The following is a 16623-nucleotide window of genomic DNA, read 5'->3' as shown; positions in this document are numbered from 1 at the left end:
GCGAACCGGCCCCCTGTCCGCACGCCCGTTCCGGAACCGGTCTCGCTGCGTGATACGCCCGCTACCGGGATCCGGACGCCAGGACCCGGCGGCGGTGCCGGGCGACGCGCTCGCGGTTGCCGCACAGCTCGCTGGAGCACCAGCGGCGGCGGTGGCCGCGGGAGGTGTCCAGGTAGACGCGGGTGCAGCCGTCGCCCTCGCAGGCCCGCAGCAGTGCCAGGTCGCCGGGGTCGGTGAGCAGCTCGACGGCATCCCGGGCGACGGCGGCGAGCAGCGCGCCGCATTCCACGCCGCCGCACAACTCCCGTACGAGCTGCCCCTCTTGGTCCCGTACGGCGCACAGTCCGGGGGGTGGTCCGGCGGCCAGCGCGTTGACCCGGGCGAGGGCGTCCGCCGTGCTCGCGGACGGGGCCGCGCCGCCGGCGAGCTCCGCCCGTACGAGGGTTTCCACGTCGCCGCGCAGGGCCCGGAAGGCGGCGGCCCAGTCGGGTCCCACCCGCGCCAGCGGTGTCCGGCCGGGCACCAGCCCGGCCCCGGCGAGCCACACCCGCAGCTCGTCGCCGTCCGGGATCCCCTCGTGGGGGGTGAAGGTGGCCACCAGGTCCAGACAGACGCGCCCGGAATCGAACCGCATGCCGTCAGCCTCCCGTCGTGGGGTGCGGTACCAGATTGCCGCCCTGCGGGTCGCAGCGGAAGCCCCCGAACCGGTACGCCCGGGCCGGGGCTGCGCCGACCCCGCCTGCGCTGCGCGCCCCTGCGGGCTGACGCCGGCCAAACCCAGCCCCGCCGGCGTTTGAGGCGCGGGGTCCGGGGCGGAGCCCCAGCAGCGGCGTCGCGGGCGCCGAACCGCTTCGTCCCGGGTGCGGCGCCGTGGCGGGGGCGCTGCCCCCGAACCCCCGCTCCTCAAACGCCGGAGGGGCTGGATCGTCCCGGCGGGTCGTCGTGCAGGAGGCGCTGGAAGAGGCGGTGGTCGCGCCAGGCGCCGTTGATGTGGAGGTAGCGCGGCGCGAGTCCGTACGGCTCGAAGCCCGCCTTCGCCAGCACCCGCTGCGAGGCGAGGTTGTCGACCAGGGTCCCGGCCTCCACCCGGTGCAGGCCGACCTCGTCGCGGGCGACCCGGCAGACCTCCTCCACCCCCGCGGTGGCCAGCCCCTTGCCGTGCCAGGCGGGGTCGACCCAGTAGCCGACGCCGCCGCTGCACAGCGGCCCGTGGGCGATGGAGCCCAGGTTGATCGCGCCGACGGGCGCTCCCGTGGCCGTCTCCACGAACACGTACGGGAGGATCCGCCCCGCGGCCCGCTCGGCGAGGATCCCCTCGATGCGTTCGCGCTGCCCCTGCTCCGTGTAGTACGCGTCCGACCGGATCGGCTCCACGTGCGCCATGAACGCCCGGTTCCGCGCGAACGCCTCCGCCAGCCCGGCGGCGTCGCCGAGCGCGACGCCCCTCATCTCCACGCCGTCAATGATCATCCCGGCACGCTAGCCGAGGACCCCCCTGGCCGTCACCGCGTCCAGCGGGAGCTCCCCGTACTTGGCCTCGCCGCCCGCGTCCAGCGACAGCCGGTACCCCCGCTTGACCACGGTCTGGATCAGGTTCGGCACGCCGAGCGCCGCCCGCAGCCGGGCCATCGCCGTCTCCACGGCGTGCTCGTCGCGGCCCGCGCCCGGCAGCACCCGCAGCAGTTCCGCGCGGGCCACCACCCAGCCGGGCCGCCGGGCCAGGGCCCGCAGCAGGGCCATCCCGGCGGGCGGCACGGGCCGCAGCCGCGCGTCCACCAGGACGGCGTGCCCGCGGATCTCCACCCGGTGCCCGGCCACCGGCAGCACCCGGGCCCGGCCCGGCAGTTCCTGGCAGAGCAGCTGCACCAGCGGGCCCAGCCGGAAGCGTTCCGGCTGCACCGTGGCCACCCCGTGCGCCTGCAGCGGCAGTGCGGTCACCGGCCCGACGCACGCCGAGACCAGCGGGCCGCGCAGTGCGTCCAGCACGGCCTCCCGTACGCCCCGCTCCTCGGCCCGGGACAGCAGGGAGGCGGCCGCCGGCGCCGAGGTGAAGCTGACGGCGTCCACCCCGCCGCCGACGATCGCGTCGAGCAGCCGGTCGAGCGGCCCGAGGTCCTCCGGTGCCATCCACCGGTACACCGGCACCACGACCACGTCGGCTCCGCCGGCCCGCAGCGCCTCGACGAAGCCGGGCAGCGGCTCCCCGTGCAGCTGGAGTGCGATCCGCCGGCCCGCCACCCCGGCCGTCAGCAGGCGTTCCAGTACCTCGGCGAGGGATTCGGACTCCGGGGACCAGGTCTCCACGAGCCCGGCGGCCCGGATGGCTCCCTTCACCTTCGGCCCGCGCGCCAGGAGTTCGGTGGCCCGCAGACGCTCCAGCAGTTCCTCGCCGATGCCCCACCCGTCGGCCGCCTCGATCCATCCCCGGAAGCCGATGGCGGTGGTGGCCACGACCACGTCCGGTGCGCAGCCGACGAGTTCCTTGGTGGCGGCGAGCAGTTCGCTGTCGTCGGCGAGGGGCACGATCCGCAGCGCGGGCGCGTGCAGCACCGCCGCTCCGCGCCGCCGCAGCAGTGCGATGAGTTCGTCCGCCCGCCGGGCAGCGGTGACGCCGACGGTGAAGCCCGCGAGCGGGCCGGTGTTCGTGTCGGTGTTCGTGTGGTCCATCGTGACCTGCCTAGCGACGCATGGGGGGCGGGGCGGAACGGGTGGACCGAGCCTGCCAACTCGGCATGTCGGACTCGGTTCACCCGTATTTCGCCCCGGTTACACCGACGTGAGCTGCGGTTTCGCTTCGACTCCGGGGGACGGGACCGCCGCGGCCGCCGGCCGGCGAAGGTATACCGCCCAGGTCACCGCGCAGCACAGGGCGTAGAAGCCGAGGAAGGTGACGAAGGCCGCCGTGCCGGAGCCGGAGCTGAGGAAGGCCTCCCGGAAGACGAGGTTGATGCCCAGACCGCCGAGTGCGCCGACCGCTCCGATGAGTCCCATGGCGGCCCCGGAGAGCCGCCGCCCGTAGGCCGCGGCCTCCTCGCCGCTCATTCCGCGGGCCAGTGCCTTCGCCTGGAAGATGCCCGGGATCATCTTGTACGTCGAGCCGTTGCCGAGGCCGCTCAGGACGAACAGCGCCACGAACCCGACGAGGAAGACGGGCAGCGAGGACCGGCCCGAGGCGAACACGACGACCCCGGTCGCCGCCGCCATCGCCACGAACGTCCCCAGGGTGATCCGCGCCCCGCCGAAGCGGTCCGCCAGAGCCCCGCCCACCGGCCGGATCAGCGATCCGAGCAGGGGGCCGATGAAGGTCAGCGAGGCGGCCTGCAGCGGGGTGCGGCCGAACTGGGTCTGGAGCACCAGGCCGAAGGCGAAGCTGTATCCGATGAAGGACCCGAACGTCCCGATGTAGAGGAAGGACATGATCCAGGTGTGCGCGTCCCGCAGTGCCTCGCGGACGGCGCCGGTGTCGTTGCGCACGGGCGCCAGGTTGTCCATCCGTACGGCCGCCAGCACCGCCGCGAGCACGATCAGCGGGATGTAGGCGCCGAGCAGCAGCCGCGGGTGCGTGGCCCCGGCGGTGGCGATGACCAGCAGTCCGGCCAGCTGGACCACGGGCACGCCGATGTTGCCGCCGCCGGCGTTCAGGCCGAGCGCCCAGCCCTTCTTGCGCAGCGGGAAGAAGGCGTTGATGTTGGTCATGGAGGAGGCGAAGTTGCCGCCGCCCACCCCGGTGAGGGCCGCGACGAGCAGGAAGGTCCCGTACGAGGTCCCGGGCTCCATCACCACCACCGCGGCCACCGTCGGCGCGAGCAGCATCAGCGCGCTGAAGACGGTCCAGTTCCGGCCGCCGAAGCGGGCGACGGCGAAGGTGTACGGCACCCGCACCAGGGCGCCGACGAGGGTCGCGGTCGCGATGAGGAAGAACTTCCCGGCCGGGTCGATCCCGTAGGCGGGGCCCATGAAGAGGACCATCACGGACCAGAGCGACCAGATGGAGAACCCGATGTGCTCGGAGAGCACGGAGTAGAGGAGGTTGCGGCGGGCGGTCCGCTCCCCCGTCTCCTTCCAGAAGGTCTCGTCCTCGGGATCCCACTGCTCGATCCAGCGGCCTCCCCTGCGCGGTGCGGTCGTACCGGTCATCACACGCCTCCACAGCTGTCGCGTCCGTGGTGACGACCGTAGGAAGGGCGCGTTTCGGCCCCGGTCCCCGCCGGATGACCGCCGGGAAACCTTGCTCTCACCCGCCGCCGGGGCCGTGTGTGAGCCGTGCCGGGAGCCGGCTCCCGGCGGGCGCTTGCAGCCACCCCCGCTCGGCCGCCAGCCCGGCGGCCGCCGCCCGCAGGGCGTCCAGGCCGGGGTGTGCGAAGCCCTTGCGCCACACCATGGACAGTGGGGACAGCGGCACCGGGTCGGTCAGCGGCCGTTTCACGCAGCCGGGCATGTCAAGGAAGTCCACGGTGGCCAGGACCGGGTTGCCGGTCTTGGCCATCACCCGGCGGAACTCCTCCTTGCCCATCGCCACCGGCGCGGGGGGCGCCATCAGGATCCCCCGGCCGGCGAACAGCTCGCGCGCCAGCCCGGTCCACTCCAGCGTCCGCGGGTTCCCGGCTCCCGCGTACACGGTCTCCCCGGCGAGCGCGTCCAGCGGTACGGTCTCCCGCGCGGCCAGCGCGTGCCCCTCGGGCAGCAGCACGGCGAGCGGCTCGTACCGTACGGGCGTCTGCGCGAGCGGCGCCCGCAGCGCCGGGTCCAGCCCGTCGGCGTACCCGAAGGAGACGTCGAGCCGGCCGGCGGCGATCTCGGCGGCGGCGTGGGTGAGGCCGCTCTCGAAGCGGGCCATCAGCTCGCAGTCGGGGGCGAGTTCGCGGGCCCGTTCCAGCACGGTCCGCGGAGTGCTCGGCCCGTCGGTGTTCAGGTCGACGAGGAGCGGGCGGGGCGCGGTGAAGGCGGCGGCGAGCTCCTCGTGCGCGGCCAGCACGCGCCGGGCCAGCGGCAGCAGCCGCTGCCCGTCGGCGGTCAGCTCCACCTGCCGGGTCGTCCGCAGGAACAGCGCCGAGCCCAGGGCCTGTTCGAGCCGCCGGACATCGCGGCTGAGCGCCTGCTGGGCCACGTAGAGGCGGGCGGCGGCACGGGTGAAGTGCAGCTCCTCGGCGGCCGCGACGAACCCGCGCAGCAGCCGCGGGTCGACATCGCGGGGAATCACCCCCGGAGACTAACAACGTATAGCGGTGAATGGGCTCCGAACAGGTGTTGGACCGGGAAGGGGGCCGGGCCCGAGGCTCTTCCCATGCCCGCCACCACCACGACCGCCGCCCGCACGGCCGCCGCCCGCACCGCCGGCACCCCGCGCATGACCGTCACCGGCAGCACCCTCGTCATCGCCGGACCGCCCGCCGGATCCCCCCGGCCGGCCCGCACGCCCCAGGGCCCCTACCGCCGCCTGTTCGCCCGGCCCGGCACCCGCGGATTCACCGCCGGGAACCTCCTCGCGCGGCTCCCCATGGGCATGTTCGGGGTCAGCGCGGTCATGATGATCGCCGGACAGCGCGGCTCGTACGCCCTCGCCGGCGCGGTCACGGCGACCGGCCTGGCCACCACCGCGCTGGTCGCGCCCTGGACCGCCCGGCTGGTCGACCGCCACGGCCAGGCCCGGATCGCCGTACCGGCCACCCTGATCGCGGTCCTCGGCTCGCTCTCGCTGATCGCGTGCGTCCGTACCGGGGCCCCCGCCTGGACCCTCTTCGCCTCGTACGCCGCGACGGCCACCACCCCCAACATCGGCGGCATGTCCCGCGCCCGCTGGACGCACCTGCTGCGCGACTCCCCGGCCGCGCACCACACGGCGATGTCCTTCGAACAGGCCGCCGACGAGCTGTGCTTCATGCTCGGACCGGTCCTGGCGGCCTTCCTCTGCAGCGCCGTCTTCCCCGAGGCGGGCACCCTCACCGGCGCGGCCCTGCTGCTCACCGGCATGCTCGTCTTCACCTCCTGCCGCGCCACGCAGCCCCCGGTGGCCGCGGCGCCCCGGAAGGGCTCACCGCTGCGCGCCCTCGGCCCGCTGCTGCCGCTCTTCCTCGTCACCGGCGTGGTCTTCGGCTCGATGGAGATCACCTCGATCGCCCACCTCGACGCCCGGGGCCTCGGCGCCTCCTCCGGCCTGGTCCTGGCCCTGCAGGCCGCGGGATCGTGCGCGGCGGGCCTGATCTACGGCACCCTTCGCCCCCGCTCGCTCAAGGCCTGCGTGTGCGCCCTGGCCGTCCTCATGACCCTCCCCTGGGCCGCCGCGGCCACCGGCTCCCTGACCGCCCTCGGCTGCGCCCTCCTGCTGGCCGGCATGGCCACGGCCCCGACGATGGTCACGGCGATGTCCCAGGTCCACGCCCTGACCCCCGAGGGGCGCCTCAACGAGGGCATGACGCTCGCGGTCACCGCGATCTTCGCGGGCATCGCGGCCGGCTCGGCCTGCGCCGGCCTCGCCGTGGAGCACGTGGGCCCGACCGCCGCGTACGCGGTGCCGGCCGCGGCCGCACTGATCGCGCTGGCGACCACCGCGCCGGGACGATTCGTAGGGCCGGCGAGTGATCGTTCCCGCGTGCTCAACAAGGTGCCGTTCTGATGACAGCGGCCCGCCCGGCATGACAAAGGCCCCGCAACCTCTCGGCTGCGGGGCCCTGCCGTCTCCGAAACTCACCGTCTGCTCGTAGCGGTCCAGGTAGGTTTCAGAGGATCGAAGAAATCAGACCTCGGACGGGTAGCACGCCGCACAGTGCACATTCCGAGGTGTGCACGTTTCCAGGTCGACCACTACGGTCACGCCGAACCCGTGCGGGCAGACTCTTCGGGGCTGCTTTCCGGGCCGGCGCTCAAACCGGTTCGCACCCCAGCTCGCCACCAAGTCGTGGAACCGAGGATCGACCCACACTCCTCGTGGCACTCCAGCGTCTTCACTCACCGCAACTCCTCACTCGCGGAACGTAGCCGACTGTAGGCCAGCGGAGGCCTGTCGTCAGGCCGGTGGGGCAGCGCATCCTGACCCGCCCTCCGTGCACTCGGTGTGCATGCAGTCACCGGCAGAGATCTCCGAATCCGCCAAGGGACCCCACAGATAGCTGTCCGGCTCGTACCCGGCCTCCCGAATCGCCTCCATCGTGCGATTCAGCGTGTCGGCATCACGCCGCAGCGTCTCGGAGCCCTCCGGCCTGTGGTCCACAACCCGGCCGACCGAGGAGCACAGCGCCCGGTACAGCTCTGTGTGCAGGATCAGTGCATGCCAGATCCACGATCTTTGAGGGGCGCAGGTGCCGGCCGGAGGACCGTGCAGCTGCCGCAACGAACTTGAGGGCCTCGTCCGTGATCCGCTCGGCCAGCGCCTCGTCCACGCGTTCATTCTCGCGCTGCACCAGGCGCACCACACGGGTCCAACCGTCGGCGGTCAGGAGGTGCTGGGCGGAGGTTGCCAGGGTGGGAGTCGCCATTTCGTTCCCTTCACGTGCGGGTTTCGGTGGTGCCGAGTCTCAGAGGGTGCCCGCAGGGCTGCCCCGGTCGGTCCGGGCGGCCGTAGTGCGGGGCGTCTTGGTGTAGCAGTCGGGGTGGGCGTACATGGGTGGCCGGGCAGCAGACGCAGAGAAGTCCGGGCCCACCCGGTTGGCGGGAATGGCCGCGACGTGCTTGTCGCAGTACACGCAACTCACACCGCCTCCAGCGTGCTCGGGTCCACGGTGAACTCACGCCCGTTCGCGCCCCGGACGTACGCGACGTCCGCGTAGCAGTGCCGGCCGTCAGCGAAGCCAGTGGTCCGGCTGAGCACGTCCATCAGCAGGCCTTCGCGGAGCGTCACCGCGTCGCGCACCTGCTTGTAGAGCAAGCGGTGTGGGACCGTCGCGATCGTCCCGTCCGTACTGGTCATACCGGTGCTCCCCTGCCGTAGTTCGCCCGCGCTTGGTGTGCGCATGGGTAGATGATGGGCGGGCACGCAGATGGGCAGATAGGCCATCGCGTGGCCATCGGTGGCCATGTGGCGGCCACGGCCGGGGACAGACGCGATGACACTTCACTCTGGGGCCATGGGGCACCGAAACGACGCGCTGCGGGCTGCTCGGCTCCGCGCGGGCTGGCGCAGCATGGAGTCCGCCGCTGAGGCACTGAGCCTCCACGGCCGGCAGTTCCTGGACGACGCTTCGTACGCCGTGTCTTCGCGGACGTGGCGCCGGTGGGAGGGACCCAAACCGGGCTGGCCGCCGGAGGAAACGGCAATCGTCTTGCACGACGCGCTCGGCCGGTGGCCGCAAGAGTTGGGATTCACGGCGCCCGCCGGGTGGATCCGCCCTGAGGCAGACCAAGAGGAAGACGTGAAGCGCAGGACGTTCATATCCGTCACCGCGGCCGCGCTCGTGCCCGGCCCGACCCCCTCTCAATACGTCGACCCCGCGCTCATCGACTACTTCCAGCAGCAGCTGGAAGGCCACTATCGGGCCGACATGTTCCTCGGGCCGCACGACTTGATCGGGACGGTGTCCGCCCAGTATCAGCTCATCGACAAGCTTGTCCGCTCAGCGAAGGGCGAGACCCGCCGCGGTCTTCTCCGCGTGGGAGCCGCCTACTCCGCGCTCGTCGGCTGGCTCTACCAGGACGCCGGCGATCTTGGCGCGGCCGCGTTTTGGCGGGGGGTGACCCAGGAGATCGCGGCCAGGTCGCGCGATCCACACCTCGTCGGGTACAGCCTCGTCAACCTGGCCCAGGTACGAACCGATCTCGGCGACGGCCATGGGGTCGTCGACCTGTGCGAGGCCGCACTCGACGACAACCGCCTGTTCCCGAAGGTCCGTGTGATGGCGCTGCAGCAGCAGGCCCACGGGGCCAGCCTCACCGGCGACCGCACCACCGTCGACAGACTCATCGATACCGCTGACGGACTCCTCGCCCGCGTCGATGACGATCTCCCCTGGGGCAACGCATGCAGGAGAACCCCGGGATATCTGGAGGTACAGCGGGCCACCTGTTACGGGCGGCTCGGCCTCGGTCGTGAAGCCGAACAGCTGTGGTCGCAGGTCATCAACGCGGTGCCCGCGACCGCCCGCCGGGACCGCGGCGTGTATCTCGCCAGGCACGCCACCGCGGCCGCCCACACCCAGGAGCCGGAGCAGGCAGTCGAGATCGCGCGTGCCGCTGTCGAGATCGCGGCCGAGACCCGTTCGGCACGCATGCTTCGTGAACTGGCCACCCTGGAGAGGGCCATGCGGCCGTGGCACGATGCCCCGGTAGGCCGGGACCTCGCCGAGCTCCTGGCGCCTGTGAACGAGGGGAGCTGACATGGGCGTACCGAAGCCACTGACGCACGAGGAGATCGCCGAAGGCTTGGCCAAGCTGCCGGGCTGGGCTCAGGATGGCGACGCAATCACTCGGACGTACGACATCCGCTATCACGCGGCGGTAGCCGCGATCGTCACGATCGCCGACCGTTCCCGGCGCATTCAGCATCACGCGGACCTAGACCTTCGCATCGACAGCCTGCGTGCCTCGATCACGACACACGACGCCGGGAATCGTCTGACTGCGGCGGACTTCGACCTCGCGCGCCGCATCGACGCAATTGTGGCCGCACACCAGGCCCTCCCGCTGGACTAGGGCCGAACGTTCGAACCGGATCGCCGGCATCGTCTACCGCGTGCGGACGCATGACAAAGGCCCCGCAGCCGAGAGGCTGCGGGGCCTTTGCCCACATGGGATGAGTGGAGATGGCGGGAATCGAACCCGCGTCCAACGGTGCAGAAGCAGGGCTTCTCCGAGCGCAGTCCGCTGCGCTTTTCTCGGCCCCGGAGATCACACGGACAAGTCTCCGACGGGCTCAGTCACTGTTTGATTTCCCTCCAACCCCCGTGACCGGGGCTAGAGGTTTAGATCCCTAATTGACGCCAGGATCCGGACCGGGACCACTTCCGGGCTGACGCTCCTCACAGAGGCTTCAGCTCACTGTTATTAGGCAGCGAGGGTGAAGCGGGAGTTATCGCTCTTGGAGTTGGCGATTATTGTTTGCGACATGTGGTTAGCGAGATCATTGCCGCTTCCTCGGCTCGCTTCCCCTGCATCGACATCCGCTGTCGAAACCGATCATCCCCATGTTTTTTTAACAAGGTGCTCCCACCGCCAGCGGCGGGTGCTGACGCCATCGTACGCGAAGTGGACCACCGCGTGCCAGGAGGTTAAACCGTGCCCCGCTGCTTGCGGCGGATGGCCGAGATCGTCCGGTTCGTCTCGCGGGTGTCCTGCTTCTCCCGCATGGTCTGACGCTTGTCGTACTCCTTCTTGCCCTTCGCCAGCGCGATCTCGACCTTGGCGCGGCCGTCCTTGAAGTACAGCGAGAGGGGCACGATCGTGTGACCCGTCTCCTCCGACTTGCGCTCCAGCTTGTCGATCTCCTCCCGGTGCATGAGGAGCTTCCGCTTGCGCCGGGCGCTGTGGTTGGTCCAGGTGCCCTGGCTGTACTCCGGCACGTGCACGTTGTAGAGCCACGCCTCGCCGCTCTCCACCGACACGAAGCCGTCCACCAGCGAGGCCCGTCCCTGGCGCATGGACTTGACCTCGGTCCCCGTGAGCACGAGTCCGCACTCGTAGGTGTCGAGGATCGTGTAGTCGTGCCGCGCCTTCTTGTTCTGGGCGATCAGCTTGCGCCCTTTTTCCTTAGCCATAGTGCGGTCATTTTCGCACTACGGACCCACCCCGAGGCCACCCAATACCGTGACGGCCCGTTCTTCGGCCCGCTCGCCCGCCGGCACGTCCGGGGTAATGCCCTCGCCGTCCAGGCTGCGGCCCGCCGGAGTGCGGTACGTGCCCACCGTCAGCTCGGCCACCGAACCGTCCGGGAGCTCGGTCGGCATCTGCACCGAGCCCTTGCCGAAGGTGCGGCTGCCCACCGCCACCGCCCGGCCCCGGTCCTGGAGAGCGCCCGTCACCAGCTCGGCCGCGCTCATCGTGCCGCCGTCGACGAGGGCGACCAGCGGCCGGGTGGTGTCCCCGCCCGGGGCCGCGTACAGGACCCGCTGGTCCCCCCGTACGTCGTACGTGGCCACGAGCCCGCCGTCCAGGAAGGCGGAGGCTGCGGTGACCGCCTCGGTGACCAGCCCGCCCGGGTTGCCGCGCAGGTCGAGCATGACGCCGGCGCCGGCCGGGGCGGCGCGGACGGCGGCCCTGACCCGCTCGCCGGATCCGCGGGTGAAGGAGGTGACCTTGATGACGGTGACGCCGTCCGGGCGCTGCCGCACGGTCACGGGTTCGGTGCGCAGCTGCTCGCGTCGGACGGTCTCGGTGAGGTCGGCGCCGTCCCGGCTCAGGTTCAGCACGACGGGGGTGCCGGCCGTGCCGCGCAGCAGGGCGACCACCTCGGTGACGGCCAGGCCGGTCACGGCGTGCCCGTCGACGCTCAGCAGCCGGTCCCCGGTGCGCAGTCCGGCCCGGGCGGCGGGGCTGCCGGGCTGGACCTTGTCGACCTTGATCACACCGTCGTGGGCGCGTTCGGCCCAGACCCCGACGCCGGTCCAGTGGCCGTCGAGGCCCTCGGCGAAGGCGGCGTACTCGCCCTGGTCGTAGACGGTGCCCCAGCGGTCGCCGCTGCGGCTGACCACGTCCTGGGCGGCCTTCTTGCCGGACTTCCCCTCGGCGACGGCCTCGGCGGCGGCGCGGGCGACCGCGTCACGGTCGGCGGTGCCGGCTGCCCGGGAGGCGCCGGACGCGGGGAGGTCCGTACGGACCTCGGCGGCCGCGGCGCCTTCCTCGTGCTCCCAGCATCCGGTTAAGGCTCCGGTGGCGACGGCGGCGAGGAAGGCCAACGTCAAAACGGCCCCGCGACGCAGGTCGCGGGGCCGGAGACAGAAGGCGGGCAGACCCGGCATGGCGCCGAGTCTAGGACAAGCCCCGCTCCGGTACGGATGGTTGGCCGGACCGCTCGCGGGGCGCTTGTCACACCTTCAGGTACTTGCGCAGGGCGATGAAGGCGGCCATGGAGGGCATCAGGAGGCCGATGAAGAGCACGTACGGGAGCTTCGCCAGCACCGATCCCCAGCCCATGAAGTCGATCAGCTGGATCTTGTCGCGCAGCCCGACACCGTGGTCGATCACGAAGTACTGGCCGGAGACCAGCATGGCGCAGGCGAAGAGCGCGCCGATGAGCCCGGCGAAGGCGGCCTCCATGATGAAGGGCACCTGGATGTAGAAGCTGGAGGCACCCACGAGCCGCATGATCCCCGTCTCCCGCCTACGGCTGAACGCCGAGACGCGCACGGTGTTGACGATCAGCAGCAGCGCCACGATCAGCATGATCAGCATGATGCCGAGGGCGGCGTAGTTGAGGTAGTTGAGGATCCGGAAGAGGTCGTCGATCGCCTGGCGCTGGTCGTCGACGGTGTGGATGCCGTCGCGGCCCGCGAAGGCGGAGGTGACCACCTTGTACTTCTCCGGGTTCTTGAGCTTGACCCGGAAGGACTCCTGCATCTGGTCGGGCGTGATGGAGGAGGCCAGCGCGGTGTGGCCGTACTGCTCCTGGTAGTGCTTGTACGCCTCGTCCGCGGACTCGTAGGCCACGGACTTGACCAGGGACATCTGCTTGAGCTCGGACTCGATCTGCTTCTTCTGCTCGTCGGTCACGGCGCCCTTGCGGCAGGTGGCGACGCCGCCGGCGCCGCCTCCCGAGCCGTCCGGCTTGGCGGCGGCCTCGCCGGCCTCCTGGGCGTCCTGCTTGTTGCAGAGGTAGATCGAGACGTTGGCCTTGTCGTACCAGAAGCCCTTCATCCTGCTGACCTGCTCGCTCATGAGCAGGGAGCCGCCGAACAGGGCCAGTGACAGGGCCACGGAGATGATGACCGCGAAGGTCATGGTGAGATTGCGGCGGAGACCTACGCCGATCTCCGACATGACGAACTGGGCGCGCATGACTCTCAAGGGCCTTTCAGTGCTGGTAGCCGTAGACGCCGCGCGACTGGTCGCGTACGAGTCGGCCCTGTTCGAGTTCGATGACGCGCTTGCGCATCTGGTCCACGATCTGCTGGTCGTGCGTGGCCATGATCACGGTGGTGCCGGTCCGGTTGATCCGGTCCAGCAGCTTCATGATCCCGACGGAGGTCTGCGGGTCGAGGTTGCCGGTGGGCTCGTCCGCGATCAGCAGGGCGGGGCGGTTGACGAAGGCGCGGGCGATGGCCACGCGCTGCTGCTCACCGCCGGAGAGCTCGCCGGGCATCCGCTCTTCCTTGCCGCCCAGCCCCACCAGTTCGAGGACCTGGGGGACGGCCTTGCGGATCTCGCCCCTCGGCTTGCCGATGACCTCCTGGGCGAAGGCCACGTTCTCGGCCACCGTCTTGTTGGGCAGCAGGCGGAAGTCCTGGAAGACGGTCCCCAACTGGCGCCGCATCTGCGGAACCTTCCAGTTGGAGAGCTTGGCGAGGTCCTTGCCCAGGACGTGCACCTGGCCGTGGCTCGCCCGCTCCTCGCGCAGGATGAGCCGCAGGAAGGTGGACTTGCCGGAGCCGGAGGAGCCGACGAGGAAGACGAACTCGCCCTTCGCGATGTCGAGGGAGACTTCTCTGAGTGCAGGACGGCTCTGCTTCGGGTAGGACTTGGAGACGCTGTCGAATCGGATCACGGGTGCACCACGGTCGCCGGGAGTAGGTGTGCGTGACCATACGCGAACGGGCGCGAGGTGTGGACCCGGCATCCGGACTTGCCCCTTTTATCCCGGGGTGCAGGTCGCTCCGGACCGTGGTTGCCCGGACGGGCCGCGCCGAATGTCGGCGAAGCTGGCACAGTGGTAGGGGGAACGCTCTGGTTCCCCACGCCGTTATAGGCAACAGACGACACCGAGGGGACGAGAGGAGGAGCGCATGACATATGACCGGCTCGTGTGCGCGAACTGCGCCGCACCCGTCAGCCAGGGCCGCTGCCCGGTGTGCCGGGCGAACCGGGAGCGCCTCCAGCAGGAGGGCCCCTTCTCCGGCCTGAACCCCGTGGCTCTCATCGTGCTCATGGTGGTCCTCGTGGCAGCTCTGGTGCTGGTGGCCCAGCAGACCGCCTAGCCGCGGTGCCCGCGGCCGGCCTCCGCGCCGCGTACCGATCAGATCACCACACAGGGCGAGGGCCCGGACATCGCTGATGTCCGGGCCCTCGTCCGCGTCTGTGAGGTCACTCGCTACGCGGTCTGCTCCTGCTGCTTGCGCCAGCGGATCCCGGCCTCCAGGAAGCCGTCGATCTCGCCGTCGAGCACCGCCTGCGGGTTGCCGACCTCGAACTCCGTCCGCAGGTCCTTGACCATCTGGTACGGGTGCAGGACGTAGGAGCGCATCTGGTTGCCCCAGGAGCTGCCGCCGTCCTTGAGGGCGTCCATCTTGTCCTTCTCCTCCTGGCGGCGCCGCTCGAGCAGCTTGGCCTGGAGGACGTTCATGGCGCTGGCCTTGTTCTGGATCTGCGAGCGCTCGTTCTGGCAGGAGACCACGATGCCGGTCGGCAGGTGCGTGATGCGCACGGCCGAGTCGGTGGTGTTGACGCCCTGGCCGCCGGGGCCGGAGGCGCGGTACACGTCGACGCGCAGCTCGGCCTCGTCGATCTCCACGTGGTCGCTGGTCTCGACGACCGGGAGCACCTCGACGCCCGCGAAGGAGGTCTGGCGGCGGCCCTGGTTGTCGAAGGGCGAGATCCGGACGAGGCGGTGGGTGCCCTGCTCGACGGAGAGGGTGCCGTAGGCGTACGGGGCCTTGACGACGAAGGTGGTCGACTTGATGCCGGCCTCTTCCGCGTACGAGGTCTCATAGATCTCGGTGGAGTAGCCGTGCCGCTCGGCCCAGCGCAGGTACATGCGCTGGAGGCGCTCGGCGAAGTCGGAGGCGTCGACGCCGCCGGCCTCGGCACGGATGTTGACCAGGGCCTCGCGCTCGGCGTACTCGCCGGAGAGCAGGGTGCGGACCTCCATCTCGTCCAGCGCCTTGCGCACGGAGACCAGCTCCGCCTCGGCCTCGGCGAGGGTGTCCGCGTCGTCCATCTCCTGGGCGAGGTCGAACAGCACCGCGAGGTCGTCGATGCGCCCGCGCAGGGCCTCGGTCTTACGGACCTCGGCCTGGAGGTGCGAAAGCTTGCTCGTGATCTTCTGGGCGGCCTCCGGGTCGTCCCACAGGGACGGCGCAGCGGCCTGCTCCTCGAGCACGGCGATATCTGCCCTCAGCTTGTCGAGGTCCAGGACGGCCTCGATCGACCCCATGGTCGAGGAGAGGGACTTCAGCTCTTCGGAAACATCGACGACTGCCACGGGTCCAGCGTAGCCGGTCCCCGGACAACGCCGTCCGGGCAGGCCGGATCGCCCGTACTGATGACGGCTCGTACGGGCGTACGCTCACGGTATGACCGTTCTCCTCGTCAAGCGCCGCCATGTCGACCACATGCGTGTCACGACGACGAGCTGTCTGCCGCCGGACCGTACCCAAGCCTGATCCACCCCGATCCGACTTGGTCCTGTACGCGGCTCACGCGGTCCCGGCACCACCCCTGTCGGCGACCCACCTCCACCCGCGGCCCCCACCACCTCTGGGGAACAGGACCCCGTGACATCCCGAAACGGAGCCGTCATGCCGTCCGCGCACACTCTCCCCGTCCTGGACCTCTCCCAGGCCGACGACCCGGCCCAGCGGGCCGACTTCCTGAAGCAGCTGCACGCAGCGGCCAGGGACACCGGCTTCCTGCACCTGACCGGGCACGGCGTCACCGCCGCCGAGAGCGCCCGCATCCTGGAGCTGACCAGGGCTTTCTTCGCCCTCCCGGAGGCCGACCGGCTCGCCGTGAGCAACCTGAACTCCCCGCACTTCCGCGGTTACACCCGGATCGGCCACGAGCTGACCGGCGGGGCCTCCGACTGGCGGGACCAGCTGGACGTGGGCGCGGAGCGCCCGGCGCCGGCGGTGGGGCCGGACGACCCGGCGTACCTGTGGCTGGAGGGCCCGAACCAGTGGCCCGCCGCGCTCCCGGAGCTCCGTACGGTGGTCCTGGACTGGCAGTCCCGCCTCGCGGCGGTGGCCCACCGGCTGCTCCAGGAGCTCCTCACCTCGATCGGCGCCCCGGCGGACTTCTTCGACGAGGCCTTCGCGGACCGCCCGCACCTGCACACCAAGCTGATCCGCTACCCGGGATCCGCCCCGTCCGGTGCGGACCAGGGGGTCGGCGCGCACAAGGACTACGGCTTCCTGACCCTGCTCCTGCAGGACTCGGTGGGAGGCCTGCAGGTCGTGCGCGACGGCGGCTACCTCGACGTCCCGCCGCTCCCCGGGGCGTTCGTGGTCAACCTGGGCGAACTGCTGGAGATCGCGACGGAGGGGTACCTGACGGCGACGGACCACCGGGTGGTGAGCCCGCCGGGGGCGGTGGAGCGGTATTCGGTGCCGTTCTTCTACAACCCGCGGCTGGACGCGGTGATCGAGACCGTCCCGGGCGAGTACCTGCGCTCCGCGCCCGGGGTCGCGCACGACGAGTCGAACCCGCTGCACGCCGAGTACGGGCGCAACGAGCTGAAGGGGTGGGTCCGGGCCCACCCGGCCGTGGCGCGGCGCTGGCACCCGGAACTCGTCACGGCGTAGCCGGGGCTCCGCCCCGCTGCCCCACCGG

16 protein-coding genes and 1 other RNA gene are annotated in these 16623 nt (G+C 71.2%); 5 read left to right on the top strand and 12 right to left on the bottom strand.

The window, feature by feature from the left end:
• Positions 1–61 precede the first annotated feature (61 nt).
• The 5 genes from RIU97_RS25225 to RIU97_RS25205 form a co-directional block, all read right to left on the bottom strand.
• Positions 62–634, bottom strand: coding sequence for a CGNR zinc finger domain-containing protein (locus tag RIU97_RS25225; protein ID WP_404959851.1), 573 nt, complete (start codon positions 632–634; stop codon positions 62–64).
• Positions 635–903: 269 nt separating this feature from the next.
• A complete protein-coding gene (locus RIU97_RS25220) occupies positions 904–1470 on the bottom strand; it encodes a GNAT family N-acetyltransferase (RefSeq protein WP_404959850.1) in 567 nt (188 codons plus the stop codon).
• A gap of 9 nt (positions 1471–1479) precedes the next feature.
• A complete protein-coding gene (locus RIU97_RS25215) occupies positions 1480–2667 on the bottom strand; it encodes a uroporphyrinogen-III synthase (RefSeq protein WP_404959849.1) in 1188 nt (395 codons plus the stop codon).
• A 99-nt stretch (positions 2668–2766) separates the two neighbouring features.
• Positions 2767–4137 (bottom strand): nitrate/nitrite transporter, encoded by a 1371-nt coding sequence (locus tag RIU97_RS25210; protein WP_404959848.1) that lies wholly within the window; start codon positions 4135–4137, stop codon positions 2767–2769.
• 97 nt (positions 4138–4234) lie between these two features.
• Positions 4235–5200 (bottom strand): LysR family transcriptional regulator, encoded by a 966-nt coding sequence (locus tag RIU97_RS25205; protein WP_404959847.1) that lies wholly within the window; start codon positions 5198–5200, stop codon positions 4235–4237.
• 147 nt (positions 5201–5347) lie between these two features.
• Here RIU97_RS25205 and RIU97_RS25200 point away from each other — a divergent pair, with 147 nt between their 5' ends.
• Positions 5348–6613 carry an MFS transporter gene (locus RIU97_RS25200; protein WP_404962930.1) on the top strand — a complete coding sequence of 422 codons (1266 nt, stop codon included), beginning with the start codon at positions 5348–5350 and terminating at the stop codon, positions 6611–6613.
• A gap of 1071 nt (positions 6614–7684) precedes the next feature.
• Here the strand turns inward: RIU97_RS25200 and RIU97_RS25195 are convergent.
• A complete protein-coding gene (locus RIU97_RS25195) occupies positions 7685–7903 on the bottom strand; it encodes a hypothetical protein (RefSeq protein ID WP_404959846.1) in 219 nt (72 codons plus the stop codon).
• Between the two features lie 157 nt (positions 7904–8060).
• Here RIU97_RS25195 and RIU97_RS25190 point away from each other — a divergent pair, with 157 nt between their 5' ends.
• Positions 8061–9305 carry a Twin-arginine translocation pathway signal gene (locus RIU97_RS25190; protein ID WP_404959844.1) on the top strand — a complete coding sequence of 415 codons (1245 nt, stop codon included), beginning with the start codon at positions 8061–8063 and terminating at the stop codon, positions 9303–9305.
• A 1-nt stretch (position 9306) separates the two neighbouring features.
• Positions 9307–9621 (top strand): 4a-hydroxytetrahydrobiopterin dehydratase, encoded by a 315-nt coding sequence (locus tag RIU97_RS25185; protein ID WP_404959843.1) that lies wholly within the window; start codon positions 9307–9309, stop codon positions 9619–9621.
• 102 nt (positions 9622–9723) lie between these two features.
• On the opposite strand, the gene ssrA is transcribed toward RIU97_RS25185, so the two are convergent.
• From ssrA to ftsE, 5 genes are all read right to left on the bottom strand, one after another.
• Positions 9724–10112: a transfer-messenger RNA gene (gene ssrA, locus RIU97_RS25180) on the bottom strand.
• An 84-nt stretch (positions 10113–10196) separates the two neighbouring features.
• Complete coding sequence (gene smpB, locus RIU97_RS25175; protein WP_351297541.1) at positions 10197–10682, bottom strand: SsrA-binding protein SmpB; 486 nt, start codon at positions 10680–10682, stop codon at positions 10197–10199.
• An 18-nt stretch (positions 10683–10700) separates the two neighbouring features.
• Positions 10701–11882, bottom strand: a complete 1182-nt coding sequence (locus tag RIU97_RS25170; RefSeq protein WP_404959842.1) for a S41 family peptidase — start codon at positions 11880–11882, stop codon at positions 10701–10703.
• Positions 11883–11949: 67 nt separating this feature from the next.
• On the bottom strand, positions 11950–12918 hold the full coding sequence (gene ftsX / locus RIU97_RS25165; protein WP_351297535.1) for a permease-like cell division protein FtsX: 969 nt from the start codon (positions 12916–12918) through the stop codon (positions 11950–11952).
• Positions 12919–12934: 16 nt separating this feature from the next.
• Positions 12935–13624 carry a cell division ATP-binding protein FtsE gene (gene ftsE, locus RIU97_RS25160; RefSeq protein ID WP_030011324.1) on the bottom strand — a complete coding sequence of 230 codons (690 nt, stop codon included), beginning with the start codon at positions 13622–13624 and terminating at the stop codon, positions 12935–12937.
• A gap of 238 nt (positions 13625–13862) precedes the next feature.
• Here ftsE and RIU97_RS25155 point away from each other — a divergent pair, with 238 nt between their 5' ends.
• Positions 13863–14054: a hypothetical protein gene (locus tag RIU97_RS25155; RefSeq protein WP_030662818.1), complete on the top strand. Its 192-nt coding sequence runs from the start codon at positions 13863–13865 to the stop codon at positions 14052–14054.
• 113 nt (positions 14055–14167) lie between these two features.
• Here the strand turns inward: RIU97_RS25155 and prfB are convergent, their stop codons facing one another.
• Entirely contained in the window at positions 14168–15277 is a 1110-nt protein-coding gene (gene prfB, locus RIU97_RS25150; RefSeq protein WP_404959841.1) for a peptide chain release factor 2, read from the bottom strand.
• Between the two features lie 316 nt (positions 15278–15593).
• Here prfB and RIU97_RS25145 point away from each other — a divergent pair, with 316 nt between their 5' ends.
• Complete coding sequence (locus RIU97_RS25145; RefSeq protein WP_404959840.1) at positions 15594–16595, top strand: isopenicillin N synthase family dioxygenase; 1002 nt, start codon at positions 15594–15596, stop codon at positions 16593–16595.
• Positions 16596–16623: the final 28 nt, after the last annotated feature.

It is taken from the genome of Streptomyces sp. 147326 (genome assembly GCF_045000215.1).
Classification (GTDB): domain Bacteria; phylum Actinomycetota; class Actinomycetes; order Streptomycetales; family Streptomycetaceae; genus Streptomyces.
This window is presented reverse-complemented; position numbering and strand designations above follow the sequence as displayed.